This is a genomic window from Pseudomonas fluorescens HK44 (genome assembly GCF_000217955.3).
Lineage (GTDB): Bacteria > Pseudomonadota > Gammaproteobacteria > Pseudomonadales > Pseudomonadaceae > Aquipseudomonas > Aquipseudomonas fluorescens_AQ.
This window is the reverse complement of sequence record NZ_AFOY02000009.1, coordinates 239755-254845: the sequence shown is the minus strand read 5'-3', so window position 1 is coordinate 254845 and position 15091 is coordinate 239755. Positions and strand designations below refer to the sequence as shown.

The following is a 15091-nucleotide window of genomic DNA, read 5'->3' as shown; positions in this document are numbered from 1 at the left end:
CACCGGGTGATGTTCTGTTCCATTATTTCTGGGGCACTTCATGCAAAATTCAATCGGCGCACCAAAGCAGAGGCTCAGCCTCAGCGATCCTCGAGTGCGTGCGTGGCTGTTTCAGATCATCACGATTGTCGCGGTGATCTCGATGGGTTGGTACCTGTTCAACAACACTCAAACCAACCTGCAACACCGGGGCATTACCTCCGGTTTCAGCTTTCTGGAGCGCAGCGCCGGGTTCGGCATCGCGCAACACCTGATCGACTACACCGAATCGGACAGTTATGCCCGGGTGTTTGTCATCGGTTTGCTCAACACCTTGCTGGTGACCTTTATCGGCGTGATCCTGGCGACGATTCTGGGGTTCATCGTTGGCGTGGCACGGCTGTCGAAGAACTGGATCATCAACAAGCTGGCAACGGTTTACGTTGAGACTTTCCGCAACATTCCGCCGCTGCTGCAAATCCTGTTCTGGTATTTCGCGGTGTTCCTGACCATGCCAGGGCCGCGCAACAGCCATAACTTCGCCGACACCTTCTTTGTCAGCAGCCGTGGCCTGAACATGCCGGCCGCGCAGATGGCCAACGGGTTCTGGGCGTTTGTGATCAGCCTCGTGGTGGCGATCGTCGCCATCGTGCTGATGTGCCGTTGGGCCAACAAACGTTTCGAAGCGACCGGCGTGCCGTTCCACAAGTTCTGGACCGGCCTGGCACTGTTTCTGGTGATTCCAGCCTTGTGCGCGTTGATCTTCGGTGCGCCACTGCATTGGGAAATGCCGAAGCTGCAAGGCTTCAACTTTGTCGGTGGCTGGGTGCTGATTCCGGAACTGCTGGCCCTGACCCTGGCCCTGACGGTGTACACCGCAGCGTTCATCGCCGAGATCGTGCGTTCCGGGATCAACTCGGTCAGCCACGGTCAGACCGAAGCGGCGCGTTCGCTGGGGCTGCGCAACGGCCCAACCCTGCGCAAGGTCATCATCCCGCAAGCCTTGCGGGTGATCATTCCGCCGCTGACCAGCCAATACCTGAACCTGGCGAAGAACTCCTCGCTGGCCGCCGGTATCGGTTATCCGGAAATGGTTTCGTTGTTTGCCGGCACGGTGCTGAACCAGACCGGGCAAGCAATCGAAGTTATTGCCATCACCATGAGCGTGTACCTGGCGATCAGTATCAGCATTTCCCTGCTGATGAACTGGTACAACAAGCGCATTGCGCTGATCGAGCGGTGAGGAAACGCGCATGACGACTCATATTTTCAAACCTGACATGCCACCGCCGGGTACCAGAATCGGTATCGTGGCGTGGATGCGCGAGCACATGTTCTCCAGCTGGATCAACACGCTGCTCACGCTGTTCGCGTTCTACCTGATTTATCTGGTGGTGCCGCCGATCCTGCACTGGGCGATTCTTGATGCCAACTGGGTGGGCACCACGCGCGCCGATTGCACCAAGGAAGGCGCTTGCTGGGTGTTCATTCAGCAGCGTTTCGGCCAGTTCATGTACGGCTACTACCCGCCTGAACTGCGCTGGCGCGTCGACCTGAGCGTGTTTCTGGCAGTGATCGGAATCGCACCGCTGTTCATCTCGCGTTTTCAGCGTAAAGCGGTTTACGGCCTGAGTTTTCTGGTGCTCTATCCGATCATTACCTACATCCTGCTGCACGGTGACATGCTTGGCCTGACCAACGTTGCGACCAGTCAATGGGGCGGTCTGATGCTGACCCTGGTGATCGCCACCGTCGGTATCGTCGGTGCGTTGCCGCTGGGGATCATGCTGGCACTGGGTCGTCGCTCGAACATGCCGGCGATTCGTGTGGTCTGCGTGACCTTCATCGAGTTCTGGCGTGGCGTGCCGTTGATCACGGTGCTGTTCATGTCCTCGGTGATGCTGCCGTTGTTCCTGCCTGAAGGCATGAACTTCGACAAGCTGTTGCGGGCCTTGATCGGGGTGATCCTGTTCCAGTCGGCCTACGTGGCCGAAGTGGTGCGCGGTGGTCTGCAAGCGATTCCCAAAGGTCAGTACGAAGCCGCAGCAGCGATGGGCCTCGGTTACTGGCGCAGCATGGGCCTGGTGATACTGCCGCAAGCCCTGAAGCTGGTGATTCCGGGCATCGTCAACACCTTCATTGCGCTGTTCAAGGACACGAGCCTGGTGATCATCATCGGTCTGTTCGACTTGCTCAACAGCGTCAAGCAAGCCGCCGCCGACCCGAAATGGCTGGGCATGGCCACTGAAGGCTATGTGTTCGCGGCCCTGGTGTTCTGGATTTTCTGTTTTGGTATGTCCCGCTATTCCATGCATTTGGAACGCAAGCTGGACACAGGCCACAAGCGTTAGGAGCGTAGTTTATGAGTGAAGCGATCAAACAGCCTGTGAGCCCTGAAGGCATTATTCAGATGCAGGGTGTGAACAAGTGGTACGGCCAGTTCCACGTATTGAAAGACATCAACCTGAACGTCAAGCAGGGCGAGCGTATCGTTCTGTGCGGGCCGTCGGGTTCCGGCAAGTCGACCACCATTCGCTGCCTCAACCGTCTGGAAGAGCACCAGCAGGGCCGCATCGTGGTTGATGGCGTAGAGCTGACCAACGACCTGAAACAGATCGAAGCGATTCGTCGCGAAGTCGGCATGGTGTTCCAGCACTTCAACCTGTTCCCGCACCTGACCATCCTGCAGAACTGCACGCTGGCACCGATGTGGGTGCGCAAGATGCCCAAGCGCAAGGCCGAAGAAATTGCCATGCATTACCTGGAGCGCGTACGCATTCCAGAGCAGGCGCACAAGTTTCCGGGGCAATTGTCCGGTGGTCAGCAACAGCGTGTGGCGATTGCTCGTGCGCTGTGCATGAAGCCGAAAATCATGCTGTTCGACGAACCGACTTCGGCACTCGACCCAGAGATGGTGAAAGAGGTTCTGGACACCATGATCGGCCTGGCCGAAGACGGCATGACCATGCTCTGCGTGACCCACGAAATGGGCTTCGCCCGGACCGTGGCCAACCGCGTGATCTTCATGGACAAGGGCGAAATCGTCGAACAGGCTGCGCCGAACGACTTCTTCGACAACCCGCAGAACGAACGCACCAAGCTGTTCCTGAGCCAGATCCTGCATTGATCAAAGCCAGGCAGTGAAATAAACCCGGACCTGTTCCGGGTTTATTTTTGTCCGGGGTTTAAGGCGTGGTAATGCCTTCGTGTTCTTGATCCTTTATTTCCAGACGTTGGCGCAGATCCAGGCCTTCGTTCAGTGATTGCACTTCAGCCATCAGGTGAGGGTGACGATCAAGCAGACGCATCAGCATAAACAGCGGCTGAGGAGGAGCGATTTCGCCACGCTCGTAGCGGGAAAAGGCATTGTGCCCGCCGCCCGACAGTAATTTCACTGCCTCCTTTTGCGTAAGGTGCAGTTTGCGGCGGATGCGTTTCATCTCGGCCGCCATGAGCTGCCGGGAGTCCTCGAGCAATTGATCACTCGCTTCGGAGTAACGTTCTGCACTGCCGTCATCGAATTCGATTTCACTACAGGCTTGGCACTCCCATCCGGAAATATCGTGCACCTGACGCGTCAACTGTCTGAAGTCGATGGTGAAGCTTCGCCCGCCGAAATGCTGCATCCCGTCCTGGGTGCCGCAGCTGAAGCATTGCCGTGTTTTCATGTGTCTCTCTCCTTGAAGGAGATTACCGGCGGACCACCGCCTGGGCGGTAGGTCACCTTGAGGTAAATCTCCCTATCACGAATTTTTGCGTGGTACACGTCCTGCCAGATCTGATAGTCCGCGTAAGTTGTCATGGATTTGTAGAACATCCTCTGCTCCAGGGCGCAGACGATCTGCTGCATCTGGGCAAGACTCAAATCGAGCCTTCGGCCTCCTTCCCGTGCACTACCGGTAAACGCTTTGGAACCTAGCCTGACAACCTCCGCCTTGACCACGGACAGGTCGTAATGAGGTGTGTTCTTTTCCATAAGACACCTTGCACCTTGAGATATAAATTACCCTTTAAGGGTAATTTTAACAATCGAAAATTCCGCTCCCTTTCCTGCCCCCTAACCCTAGAAGCTTGTCCTCTCGGACGAAGCTGACTAACATGTCAGAAAATTCATCCTATGATTGGATGAAAGGGCGAATTTAATGACAGACACCTCTCCACTGGTGAAGCGTTCTCTGGTCGATCAGGCCCTTGAACAGCTGCGCCTGCGCATCAACAACGGCACCTGGTCAGTCGGCCAGCGCCTGCCCACTGAACCTGAACTGGCGACCGAGCTGGGTATCAGCCGCAACACCGTGCGCGAAGCCATGCGGGTGTTGGCGTTTTCCGGCCTGATCGAGATTCGTCAGGGTGACGGCAGTTACCTGCGGGCGGTCGTCGATCCGCTCGACACGATGAAAGCCTTGTCCCGTTGCTCCCACGAACAGGCCCGGGAAACCCGGCACATCCTTGAGGTCGAGGCCATTGGCCTTGCGGCGTTGCGGCGTACCGATGAAGACCTCGTCGCACTGCGTGAAGCCCTGGGTGTCAGCGGCAGCCACTACCACGGCGATCTCGACAGCTACATTGCCTGCGATCTGGTGTTCCATCGTCGTTTGGTGGATGCCGCGCATAACCCGACGCTCAGCGAGTTGTATCGCTATTTCTCCAGCATCATCGGTGCGCAACTGCGCCAGACCCTCAACATCACTCCCAGACGTCAGGAGGTGTTCGACCTGCATATCGAACTGCTCGATGCCGTCGAGCAGCGCGATCCGGAACGGGCCAAAGCCATTTCCCGGCAGTTGATCAATGAACCTTGAAACCGAGAACCTCATGTCCAGCCAGCAGGCGAATACCCACAGCACGACCGAACTCAAACGCACGGCTGAGCTCGAAGAGCTGTTGATCGATGCCGAGGCCGATGACGAACAGGTCCAGCAAAGCCATCCGGTTTTACGTCGCCCGTGGTTGTTGCTGCTGGGGCTGATTCTGGTGGCGCTGAACCTTCGCCCGGCGCTGTCGAGCATGGCGCCGCTGCTTGGCGATGTGTCGAAAAGCCTCGGGCTGTCGGCCGCTCAGGCGGGTTTGCTGACCACCTTGCCGGTGCTTTGTCTGGGGCTGTTTGCGCCGCTGGCACCGCTGCTGGCGCGGCGTTTTGGCGCCGAGCGAGTGGTGTTGGGGATTTTGCTGGCACTGGCTGGCGGGATCATTCTGCGCAGTTCGTTCGGTGAGATCGGCCTGTTTGCCGGCAGCGTTCTGGCCGGCGCGAGCATTGGCGTAATCGGTGTGCTGCTGCCGGGCATCGTCAAACGTGACTTTGCCAAACACGCGGGGACCATGACCGGCGTTTACACCATGGCTCTGTGCCTGGGCGCGGCCATGGCGGCGGGTGCGACGGTACCCTTGAGCCAGCATTTCGACGAAAGCTGGACGCTCGGCCTGGGCTTCTGGGTGATTCCTGCGCTGGTCGCGGCGATGTTCTGGTTGCCGCAAGTTGGCCAGAAACACGGCGCGCACAATGTGGCGTATCGGGTACGCGGTTTGCTGCGTGATCCACTGGCCTGGCAAGTGACCCTGTACATGGGCCTGCAATCCTCGCTGGCCTACATCGTCTTCGGCTGGTTGCCGTCGATCCTGATCGGCCGCGGCCTGACACCGACCCAAGCCGGGCTGGTGCTGTCCGGTTCGGTGATCATCCAGTTGGCCAGCTCATTGGCGGCGCCGTGGCTGGCGACGCGCGGCAAGGATCAGCGACTGGCTATTGTCGTCGTCATGCTCCTGACCCTTAGTGGGCTGTTCGGCTGCCTCTATGCGCCGATCGAAGGCCTGTGGAGCTGGGCAATTCTGCTCGGGCTGGGGCAGGGCGGTACGTTCAGCCTGGCGCTGACCCTGATCGTGCTGCGTTCGCGCGATGCCCATGTCGCCGCCAACCTGTCGAGCATGGCCCAGGGGTTCGGTTACACCCTGGCTTCCATGGGGCCCTTTGCAGTCGGTCTGGTACACGACTGGACGGGTGGCTGGACCGCGCTGGGCTGGATCTTCGGGGTCATTGGCTTTGGCGCGATCGTCGCCGGTCTCGGTGCCGGGCGTTCGCTGTACGTACAGGTCGAAAGCGAGCGCCTCTAAAGCTTGCGTACTACCGGTATTCCTGTGGCGAATGCTGGTAGTTTTCCCTACGTTTGCAGATTATCGTGCAGGCATCTTTCGAAGCCATTTTTACCAATGCAGGGAGCCTGTCCATGAGTGATGCCAACCGCGCCTTGATCACCGAGTTCTATCGAGCTTTTCAGCGGCTGGATGCCGAGGCCATGAGTGCCTGCTACACCGAGGACGTGGTGTTCAGTGATCCGGCGTTTGGCGAACTGCGTGGACGCGATGTTGGCGACATGTGGCGCATGCTCACGACTCGCGCCAAAGACTTTTCCCTGACCTTCGACAATGTCCGCGCCGACGAGCGCACGGGCGGTGCGCATTGGGTGGCGACCTACCTGTTCAGCCAGACCGGCAACACGGTGGTCAATGACATTCAGGCACGGTTCGTTTTCCGTGACGGCAAGATCTGCGAGCACCACGACCATTTCGATCTGTGGCGCTGGTCGCGTCAGGCATTGGGTTTCAAAGGTCTGTTGCTGGGGTGGACGCCGTTGGTCAGCAATGCCGTTCGCGCACAGGCCTTGAAGGGGCTGAAGGCATTTCAGGCCAGTCGCTGATAAGATCGCGGCTTGTTTCCTACAAGCCTTGATCGTCACGTGAACACCTTGAGCGAAGTCTCCGTCAGCGCCCCTGCAACCCCAGCCACGCAGAGCAAACCCTGGTTTGTCTATCTGGTTCGCGCGGCCAACGGTTCGCTGTACTGCGGGATCAGCGACGATCCCGTCCGGCGTTTTGCCACTCATCAAAGCGGCAAAGGTGCGCGTTTCTTCCTTTCCAGCCCGGCTGTTGCGTTGGTGTACACCGAAGTCTGCCGCGATAAAAGCGAAGCACTGCGTCAGGAGCGTCTGATCAAAAAACTCAAGAAAAGTGCCAAGGAATGCCTGGTGGCAAGCGCCGCCGCGGGCTTATCAATCTGACTGATAAGTGCCCATCAGGCAGATGGGTAGGCCGCTATTCGATTGCGCGCTAAGCTGCTGACTCCTAACACCAACGACGGGGTCCAGCATGTCAGAGTTGATTCTTCACCATTACCCGACTTCCCCTTTCGCGGAAAAGACCCGGCTGTTGCTCGGCTTCAAAGGCTTGTCCTGGCGTTCCGTGATGATCCCGCCAGTGATGCCAAAACCTGATTTAACTGCATTGACCGGTGGTTACCGCAAGACCCCGGTGTTGCAGATTGGCGCCGATATCTACTGCGACACGGCGTTGATTGCCCGCCGCCTGGAACAGGAAAAAGCTTCGCCTGCATTGTTCCCGGAAGGTCAGGAGATGATCACGGCGAGCTTCGCCGCATGGGCTGATTCGGTGGTGTTTCAGCACGCGGTGAGCCTGGTGTTCCAACCAGAGTCGGTGGCGGCGCGTTTTGCCAAGTTGTCTCCAGAAGCGATCAAGGCTTTTGTTGCTGACCGTGCCGGGTTGTTCAGTGGCGGCAGTGCTACGCGGTTGTCGGCCGAGCAGGCCAGGCACCAATGGCCGACGATCATGGCGCGGCTTGAGCAGCAGTTAGAGCGCGAGGACGGTGACTATTTGTTCGGCGAGCCTTCGATTGCAGACTTCGCCATGGCTCACCCGTTGTGGTTCCTCAAGGGCACACCAGTGACGGCGTCGTTGGTCGATGTTTATCCGGCGGTGTCGGCGTGGTTGGCTCGGGTCGTGGGCTTCGGGCATGGTGCGTTCAGCGAGATGACCTCTGAAGAGGCGCTGCAGGTTTCGCGTCATTCAACGCCCGCTGCTTTGCCGGATGAACAATTCAATGACCCCAACGGCTTCAAGGCCGGCCAGCACGTGGTGGTTGCCGCGATTGACTATGGCGTTGATCCGGTCGCAGGTGAGTTGCTGTTTGCAGGGCGCGAAGAGTTGATCCTGCGTCGCGAAGATGAGCGGGGCGGGCTGGTGCACGTGCACTTCCCGCGGCTTGGCTTTCGGATTGAAGCACGCTGACAGTTGTTGAGCCGAGCGCGGGCATTTGTGGCGAGGGAGCTTGCTCCCGTCGGCCGGTCCGCGTTCGGGCGAAGCAGTCGTAGAAGCGGTGTTCGTGTTGTGCCTGACAGAACCGGTTTGCCTGTTTGCGAGCGCTGCGCACTCGAGCGGAAGCAAGCTCCCTCGCCACAGTCTATTTGAGGGCGGTGAGGATCGCTTCAGGCTCATAACCGCGAATCAATGTGCCGTTCACATCCAGCATCGGAATCCCCCGTCCGCCCAACGCTTCATAGGCCTGGCGCGCTTCGGCGTTTTTCTCGATGTCGAATTCGCGGTAAGGAATGCCTTTCTGGTCGAGAAAGCGCCGGGTCAGTTTGCAGTAACCGCACCAGTCGGTGGCGTAGAGCACGACCCTGGCGTTGGCCTGGGTCTGCTCGGACACCACTTGCGAGGGGGTGAACACCCGCTCGATCTTGCCCCAGTTCTGGTAGACCACGACCACCAGCAGGATCAGCAGGAATTTCTTCAGTACCCCGTTAAGCATCAGTTGCGACGCTTCAGCTGATCGGTCAGCTGGGTCGGCAGGCCCTTGATGATCAGTGTGCCGGCTTCTTCGTCGTATTCGATCTTCGAGCCCAGCAGGTGCGCTTCGAAGCTGATGGACAGGCCTTCGGCGCGGCCGGTGAAGCGGCGGAACTGGTTCAGGGTGCGTTTGTCTGCCGGGATCTCTGGCGACAGGCCGTAATCCTTGTTGCGGATGTGATCGTAGAAGGCTTTCGGGCGTTCTTCGTCGATCAGTTCCGACAACTCTTCGAGGCCCATCGGCTCGCCGAGCTTGGCCTGGCTGCTGGCGTAGTCGACCAGGGTTTTGGTCTTCTCGCGGGCGGACTCTTCCGGCAGGTCTTCGCTTTCGACGAAGTCACTGAACGCCTTGAGCAGGGTGCGGGTTTCGCCCGGACCGTCGACGCCTTCCTGGCAGCCGATGAAGTCGCGGAAATACTCGGAAACCTTCTTGCCGTTCTTGCCCTTGATAAACGAAATGTACTGCTTGGACTGCTTGTTGTTCTGCCACTCGGAGACGTTGATTCGCGCTGCCAGGTGCAACTGGCCAAGATCCAGGTGGCGGGACGGGGTCACGTCGAGCTGCTCTGTCACCGCCACGCCTTCGCTGTGGTGCAGCAGGGCGATGGCCAGGTAGTCGGTCATGCCTTGCTGATAGTGCGCAAACAGCACGTGGCCGCCGGTCGACAGGTTGGATTCTTCCATCAGCTTTTGCAGGTGTTCCACTGCAATGCGGCTGAACGCCGTGAAGTCACGGCCAGAGTCGAGGTATTCCTTCAGCCAGCCGCTGAACGGATGCGCGCCGGACTCCGCATGGAAGAACCCCCAGGCCTTGCCCTGTTTGGCGTTGTAGCTCTCGTTGAGGTCGGCGAGCATGTTCTCGATGGCCGTGGACTCTGCAAGTTCCGAGTCGCGGGCGTGGAGAACTGCAGGTGTGCCGTCGGGTTTTTTGTCGATCAGGTGGACGATGCAATGACGGATCGGCATGGGCTTCTCGGCTGATTGAAGGGAGGAGGGCGTGCTCCCCGAAAAAGTGCCCAGTGTACCGCACCTGCTGGTTTTGGCGGTGCTTGAAGGGTGTTCGAAGCGTGTCAGGCGGGGCTTATGCGCTTTTTTCCGGATTTAGAGCAATAAAGCTGACCAAATGGGTAGGTAGAGGCGGATATTTCCCCGTCTCTGTGCTAGTTTTGCCCGGTCTTACGCGAAGTCACTGCGTTAAGCGTGCATTCAGCATTTGTCAGGTCGAACCAAACCCTGATTTCGGCATCTATAACCCCGACCTGTCGGTGTTGTAGCCGAGGGTGCCAGATCCAGAAGATCGGGCTCGATGGCTGACACTGCACTCTGCAATCCATATGAATTTGATAGGGAAGGAACACCACATGGCTCTTACTAAAGACCAACTGATCGCCGATATCGCTGAAGCTATCGACGCGCCAAAAACCACTGCGCGTAACGCTCTGGACCAACTGGGCCAAATCGTTGCTGATCAACTGGAAAACGGCGGCGAAATCACCCTGCCAGGTATCGGTAAGCTGAAAGTGACCGAGCGTCCTGCCCGTACCGGCCGCAACCCTTCGACTGGCGCTGCCATCGAAATCGCTGCCAAGAAAGTTATCAAGCTGGTCGTGGCTAAAGGCCTGACTGACGCTGTTAACAAGTAAGACCGCAGTAAAAAAACCGTGCGCCGGGACAACCCGGGCACGGTTTTTTTGTACCTGCAATTCAGCGATTGACCCTCATACACCACTAAACCAATGTGGGAGCGAGCCTGCTCGCACAGTTGATCTGCGTCGGTCAGTTACTCAGCTCTTGCGAACCCAGCGTTCGCGCCAGACCTGCTGCTCGGATTTAGTCTGGAAGGTCCAGGCGACAAAACGGCTTTGCTTTTGCCCCTGGGACATTTCCACGACCTGGCTTTCCAGTACGCCGGCCTTTTTCAGTGCGGTCTGGATGGCGGGCAGGTTTGAGGCTTTCGAGACGAGGGTGCTGAACCACAGCACTTTGTGTTGGAAGTGCGCGCTCTCGGCAATCAGCTGCGTCACAAACCGTGCTTCGCCACCTTCACACCACAGCTCGGCCGATTGGCCACCAAAGTTCAGCACCGGCAGCTTGCGCTTCGGGTCGGCGCGGCCCAGTGCGCGCCATTTACGTTCGCTGCCGCGGGTAGCCTCGTCCATCGAGGCGTGGAACGGCGGGTTGCACATGGTCAGGTCAAAGCGTTCGCCGGGTTCGAGCAGGCCCAGCAAAATGTGCTTGGGATTGGATTGCTGGCGCAACTGAATGGCTTTGTTCAGGCCGTTGGACTGCACGATGGCTTTGGCGGCGGCCACGGCCGTCGGGTCGATTTCCGAGCCGAGGAAGTGCCAGCGATAGTCGCTGTAGCCGATCAACGGATAGACGCAGTTGGCGCCCATGCCGATATCGAGCACCTTGACCGGTGCGCCCCGAGGGATCTCGCCATCGTTGACGCTGGCCAGCAGGTCCGCGAGGAAGTGCACATAGTCGGCACGCCCCGGCACCGGTGGGCACAGGTAATCGGCCGGAATGTCCCAATGGGCAATGCCGTAGAACGACTTGAGCAGCGCGCGGTTGAACACCCGCACTGCATCCGGGCTGGCGAAGTCGATGCTCTCTTTGCCGTAGGGATTGATGATCACGAACTTCGCCAGTTCAGGCGTGGTCTTGATCAGCGCCGGGAAGTCGTAACGGCCCTGGTGGCGGTTGCGCGGGTGCAGGCTGGCCTTTTCGCGCGGCTCGACGGCTTTGGCCGGGGTCGCGGGTTTTGGCTTTTGGCGCGCAGGTCTTGGTGTGCGGGGGGCGTTCATGGGCAGGGTCGATTCGGGTATGGCTAAAAGTGACGGGTATTGTCCCACAGACGATGGTCGTGCGGGGATCCCGTAGGAGCAAGGCTTGCCCGCGATGAACGATGATGCGGTATACCTGTTAGACCGCGTCATCGTTCATCGCGGGCAAGCCTTGCTCCTACAGAAAGCGGATATTTGGTGTTTGGGGGAATGTGGCAGGCATAAAAAAGGGAGACCATCAGGGTCTCCCTCTTTCAGTGCGATTTACCCGTTACAAACTGGCAATCCGCGCATGCTGCTCGGCCAATCTGCCCAGAGCCTGTTCGGCTTCGGCCAGTTTGGCGCGTTCTTTCTCGATAACGTCGGCCGGGGCCTTGTCAACGAAACCGGCGTTGGACAGCTTGCCGCCGACCCGCTGCACTTCGCCTTGCAGGCGCTGGATTTCCTTGTCCAGACGCGCCAGTTCGGCATTTTTGTCGATCAGACCGGCCATCGGCACCAGCACTTCCATCTCGCCCACCAGCGCGGTGGCAGACAGTGGTGCTTCTTCGCCTGCTGCCAATACAGTGATCGACTCGAGCTTGGCCAGCTTCTTCAGCAGGACTTCGTTCTCGGTGAGGCGACGCTGGTCTTGCGCATTGACGTTCTTCAGGAACAAAGGCAGTGGCTTGCCAGGGCCGATGTTCATCTCGCCACGAATGTTACGCGTGCCGAGCATCAGGCCCTTGAGCCATTCAATGTCGTCTTCGGCGGCCTGGTCGATGCGTGCCTCAACGGCCACTGGCCAAGGTTGCAGCATGATCGTTTTGCCTTCGATACCGGCCAGCGGCGCAATGCGCTGCCAGATTTCTTCGGTGATGAACGGCATGAACGGATGAGCCAGGCGCAAGGCGACTTCCAGCACGCGAACCAGCGTGCGACGGGTGCCGCGTTGACGCTCTACGGCTGCGTTTTCATCCCACAGCACAGGCTTGGAGAGTTCCAGGTACCAGTCGCAATACTGGTTCCAGATGAACTCGTACAAAGCTTGTGCCGCCAGGTCGAAACGGAACTGGTCGAGTTGACGGGTTACTTCGGCTTCGGTGCGTTGCAGCTGCGAAATGATCCAGCGATCCGCCAGCGACAGCTCGTAAGCTTCGCCGTTCTGGCCGCAGTCTTCGCCCTTGTCCAGCACGTAGCGCGCGGCGTTCCAGATTTTGTTGCAGAAGTTGCGATAGCCTTCGACGCGGCCCATGTCGAACTTGATGTCGCGGCCGGTCGAGGCCAGCGAGCAGAACGTGAAGCGCAGGGCGTCGGTGCCGTAGCTGGCGATGCCGTCGGCGAACTCGTCGCGGGTCTGCTTCTCGATCTTCTTCGCCAGTTTCGGCTGCATCAAGCCTGAGGTGCGTTTCTCCACCAGTGCTTCCAGCTCGATACCGTCGATGATGTCCAGCGGGTCCAGCACGTTGCCCTTGGACTTGGACATCTTCTGGCCCTGGCCATCACGCACCAGACCATGCACATACACGGTCTTGAACGGAACCTGCGGCGTGCCGTCTTCGTTTTTCACCAAATGCATGGTGAGCATGATCATCCGGGCAACCCAGAAGAAAATGATGTCGAAGCCGGTCACCAGCACGTCGGTGGAGTGGAACTTCTTCAGGAATTCAGTCTGCTGCGGCCAACCGAGCGTGGAGAAGGTCCACAGGCCCGAGCTGAACCAGGTGTCGAGCACGTCGTTGTCCTGCTGCAGCGCAACGTCCGGACCCAGGTTGTGCTTGGCACGCACTTCGGCTTCGTCGCGGCCGACGTAGACCTTGCCCGACTCGTCGTACCAGGCCGGAATCCGGTGGCCCCACCACAGCTGACGGCTGATGCACCAGTCCTGGATGTCGCGCATCCACGAGAAGTACATGTTTTCGTACTGCTTGGGCACGAACTGGATGCGGCCGTCTTCAACAGCAGCAATCGCAGGCTCGGCCAACGGTTTGGTGGACACGTACCACTGGTCGGTCAGCCACGGCTCGATGATGGTGCCCGAGCGGTCGCCTTTCGGTACTTTCAGGGCGTGATCGTCGACGCTGACCAGCAGGCCGGCGGCTTCGAACGCGGCAACAATTTCCTTGCGGGCCTGGAAACGGTTGAGGCCGGCGTATTCGGCGGGCAGTGTGCCGTCGATTTCTTCGTTGACGCTGCCATCAAGGTTGAAGACCTGGGCTGCTGGCAGCACCTCGGCGTTCTTGTCGAAGATGTTCAGCAGCGGCAGGTTGTGGCGCTTGCCGACTTCATAGTCGTTGAAATCGTGGGCCGGGGTGATTTTCACGCAGCCGGTGCCGAACTCGGGGTCGCAGTAATCGTCGGCGATGATCGGGATGCGGCGGCCAACCAGTGGCAGCACGACAAATTTGCCGATCAGGGCTTTGTAGCGTTCATCGTTCGGGTTAACCGCCACGGCAGCGTCGCCGAGCATGGTTTCCGGGCGAGTGGTCGCGACGATCAGGTAATCGTTGCCTTCAGCGGTCTTGGCGCCGTCGGCCAATGGGTACTTCAGGTTCCACAGGAAACCTTTTTCGTCGTGGTTTTCCACTTCGAGGTCGGAAATCGCCGTGTGCAGCTTGGTGTCCCAGTTGACCAGGCGCTTGCCGCGGTAAATCAGGCCGTCTTCATGCAGGCGTACGAAGGCTTCCTTGACTGCTTCCGAGAGGCCGTCGTCCATGGTGAAGCGCTCGCGGCTCCAGTCGACGGACGAGCCGAGGCGGCGGATTTGACGGCTGATGTTGCCGCCGGACTCATCCTTCCACTCCCAGACTTTCTCGAGGAATTTCTCGCGGCCCAGATCGTGGCGATTCTGGCCCTTGGCTTCGAGCTGACGCTCCACCAGCATTTGCGTGGCGATACCGGCGTGGTCGGTGCCCGGCTGCCACAGGGTGTTGCGACCCTGCATGCGGCGGAAGCGGATCAGTGCGTCCATGATCGCATTGTTGAAGCCATGGCCCATGTGCAGGCTGCCAGTGACGTTCGGCGGCGGGATCATGATGGTGTAGGACTCGCCCGCGCCTTGCGGGGCGAAGTAATTCTCTGACTCCCAGGTGTTGTACCAGGAAGTTTCAATGGCGTGCGGCTGGTAGGTCTTATCCATGCGCGGCGGGACCCTATTGGCATTTATTCAGGAAAAGCCGGGAAGTATAGCGGGGCATGGGGCGAAGGGCGAGCAGGGGCGGACAGGGCGCAGATCAAATGTGGCGGCAATCTATGGCGAGGTGGCTTCCCTTGTAGGAGCTGCCGCAGGCTGCGATCTTTTGGCGTCTTTAAGAACACTGAAGATCAACGTCAAAAGATCGCAGCCTGCGGCAGCTCTTATAGAACAACCGCTAAACCATTGATCCTAAAAAGGAAATTTTTTACTCCTTTTCAGGATCAATGCAGCGCCCCTAGTTCTCTGCGCGACAGCGCGGCGTCGAAGACGGGGCGGCCCCTCCTACATTGGGAGATGGAGATTATTCGTACTGGCTGAGCAGCCGCTCCATTCGAGCATCCAACCGTCGCTTGATCTCGGTTTCGATGTGCGGGGCGAAGTCGTCGATCACGTCTTGCAGGATCAATTGCGCGGCGGCGCGCAGTTCGTCGTTCAGGTGCAACTTGACGTCGGGATTCTTGCTTGCGGCAGGCGCCGGTTGAGCTGCTGCACAAGCTCGACCGCCTGACCTTCG

15 protein-coding genes and 1 pseudogene are annotated in these 15091 nt (G+C 58.9%); 9 read left to right on the top strand and 7 right to left on the bottom strand.

The window, feature by feature from the left end; genetic code table 11:
* The first annotated feature begins 40 nt into the window (after positions 1–40).
* Genes HK44_RS09795 through HK44_RS09785 form a run of 3 tightly spaced genes read left to right on the top strand, consistent with a single transcriptional unit; the run spans position 41 to position 3106 of the window.
* On the top strand, positions 41–1222 hold the full coding sequence (locus HK44_RS09795; protein WP_019691965.1) for an amino acid ABC transporter permease: 1182 nt from the start codon (positions 41–43) through the stop codon (positions 1220–1222).
* 10 nt (positions 1223–1232) lie between these two features.
* On the top strand, positions 1233–2330 hold the full coding sequence (locus tag HK44_RS09790) for an amino acid ABC transporter permease (protein ID WP_019691966.1): 1098 nt from the start codon (positions 1233–1235) through the stop codon (positions 2328–2330).
* 11 nt (positions 2331–2341) lie between these two features.
* Positions 2342–3106 (top strand): amino acid ABC transporter ATP-binding protein, encoded by a 765-nt coding sequence (locus tag HK44_RS09785; RefSeq protein ID WP_010444394.1) that lies wholly within the window; start codon positions 2342–2344, stop codon positions 3104–3106.
* A gap of 58 nt (positions 3107–3164) precedes the next feature.
* Here HK44_RS09785 and HK44_RS09780 read toward each other — a convergent pair whose 3' ends face one another.
* Together HK44_RS09780 and HK44_RS09775 are read right to left on the bottom strand one after the other, a co-directional pair.
* Positions 3165–3647, bottom strand: a complete 483-nt coding sequence (locus HK44_RS09780; RefSeq protein WP_019691967.1) for a type II toxin-antitoxin system MqsA family antitoxin — start codon at positions 3645–3647, stop codon at positions 3165–3167.
* Positions 3644–3955, bottom strand: a complete 312-nt coding sequence (locus tag HK44_RS09775; RefSeq protein WP_019691968.1) for a type II toxin-antitoxin system MqsR family toxin — start codon at positions 3953–3955, stop codon at positions 3644–3646. Before HK44_RS09775 ends, HK44_RS09780 begins: the two co-directional genes overlap by 4 nt.
* A 166-nt stretch (positions 3956–4121) precedes the next feature.
* Between HK44_RS09775 and HK44_RS09770 the strand changes: the two genes are divergently transcribed.
* From HK44_RS09770 to HK44_RS09750, 5 genes are all read left to right on the top strand, one after another.
* Positions 4122–4781, top strand: a complete 660-nt coding sequence (locus tag HK44_RS09770) for a FadR/GntR family transcriptional regulator (protein WP_019691969.1) — start codon at positions 4122–4124, stop codon at positions 4779–4781.
* Positions 4771–6087: a CynX/NimT family MFS transporter gene (locus HK44_RS09765; protein ID WP_019691970.1), complete on the top strand. Its 1317-nt coding sequence runs from the start codon at positions 4771–4773 to the stop codon at positions 6085–6087. Before HK44_RS09770 ends, HK44_RS09765 begins: the two co-directional genes overlap by 11 nt.
* Positions 6088–6200: 113 nt before the next feature.
* On the top strand, positions 6201–6671 hold the full coding sequence (locus HK44_RS09760; RefSeq protein WP_019691971.1) for a nuclear transport factor 2 family protein: 471 nt from the start codon (positions 6201–6203) through the stop codon (positions 6669–6671).
* A gap of 39 nt (positions 6672–6710) precedes the next feature.
* Entirely contained in the window at positions 6711–7031 is a 321-nt protein-coding gene (locus HK44_RS09755) for a GIY-YIG nuclease family protein (RefSeq protein ID WP_019691972.1), read from the top strand.
* Positions 7032–7119: 88 nt separating this feature from the next.
* Entirely contained in the window at positions 7120–8055 is a 936-nt protein-coding gene (locus HK44_RS09750; RefSeq protein WP_019691973.1) for a glutathione S-transferase family protein, read from the top strand.
* Between the two features lie 172 nt (positions 8056–8227).
* On the opposite strand, the gene HK44_RS09745 is transcribed toward HK44_RS09750, so the two are convergent.
* The gene (locus tag HK44_RS09745) at positions 8228–8578 is read right to left on the bottom strand and encodes a glutaredoxin family protein (RefSeq protein ID WP_019691974.1); all 351 of its coding nucleotides are present in this window, start codon (positions 8576–8578) and stop codon (positions 8228–8230) included.
* Complete coding sequence (gene yejK, locus HK44_RS09740) at positions 8578–9582, bottom strand: nucleoid-associated protein YejK (RefSeq protein ID WP_019691975.1); 1005 nt, start codon at positions 9580–9582, stop codon at positions 8578–8580. The genes HK44_RS09745 and yejK overlap by 1 nt, the downstream gene beginning before the upstream one ends.
* 395 nt (positions 9583–9977) lie before the next feature.
* Here yejK and HK44_RS09735 point away from each other — a divergent pair, with 395 nt between their 5' ends.
* A complete protein-coding gene (locus HK44_RS09735) occupies positions 9978–10259 on the top strand; it encodes an HU family DNA-binding protein (protein WP_007905514.1) in 282 nt (93 codons plus the stop codon).
* A gap of 141 nt (positions 10260–10400) precedes the next feature.
* Here the strand turns inward: HK44_RS09735 and rlmF are convergent, their stop codons facing one another.
* The 3 genes and pseudogenes from rlmF to HK44_RS09720 all read right to left on the bottom strand — a co-directional run.
* On the bottom strand, positions 10401–11423 hold the full coding sequence (rlmF, locus tag HK44_RS09730) for a 23S rRNA (adenine(1618)-N(6))-methyltransferase RlmF (protein ID WP_019691976.1): 1023 nt from the start codon (positions 11421–11423) through the stop codon (positions 10401–10403).
* Positions 11424–11673: 250 nt separating this feature from the next.
* On the bottom strand, positions 11674–14520 hold the full coding sequence (locus tag HK44_RS09725; RefSeq protein WP_019691977.1) for a valine--tRNA ligase: 2847 nt from the start codon (positions 14518–14520) through the stop codon (positions 11674–11676).
* Between the two features lie 358 nt (positions 14521–14878).
* Positions 14879–15064: pseudogene (locus HK44_RS09720) on the bottom strand (DNA polymerase III subunit chi); the annotation flags it as partial.
* Between the last annotated feature and the right edge of the window lie 27 nt (positions 15065–15091).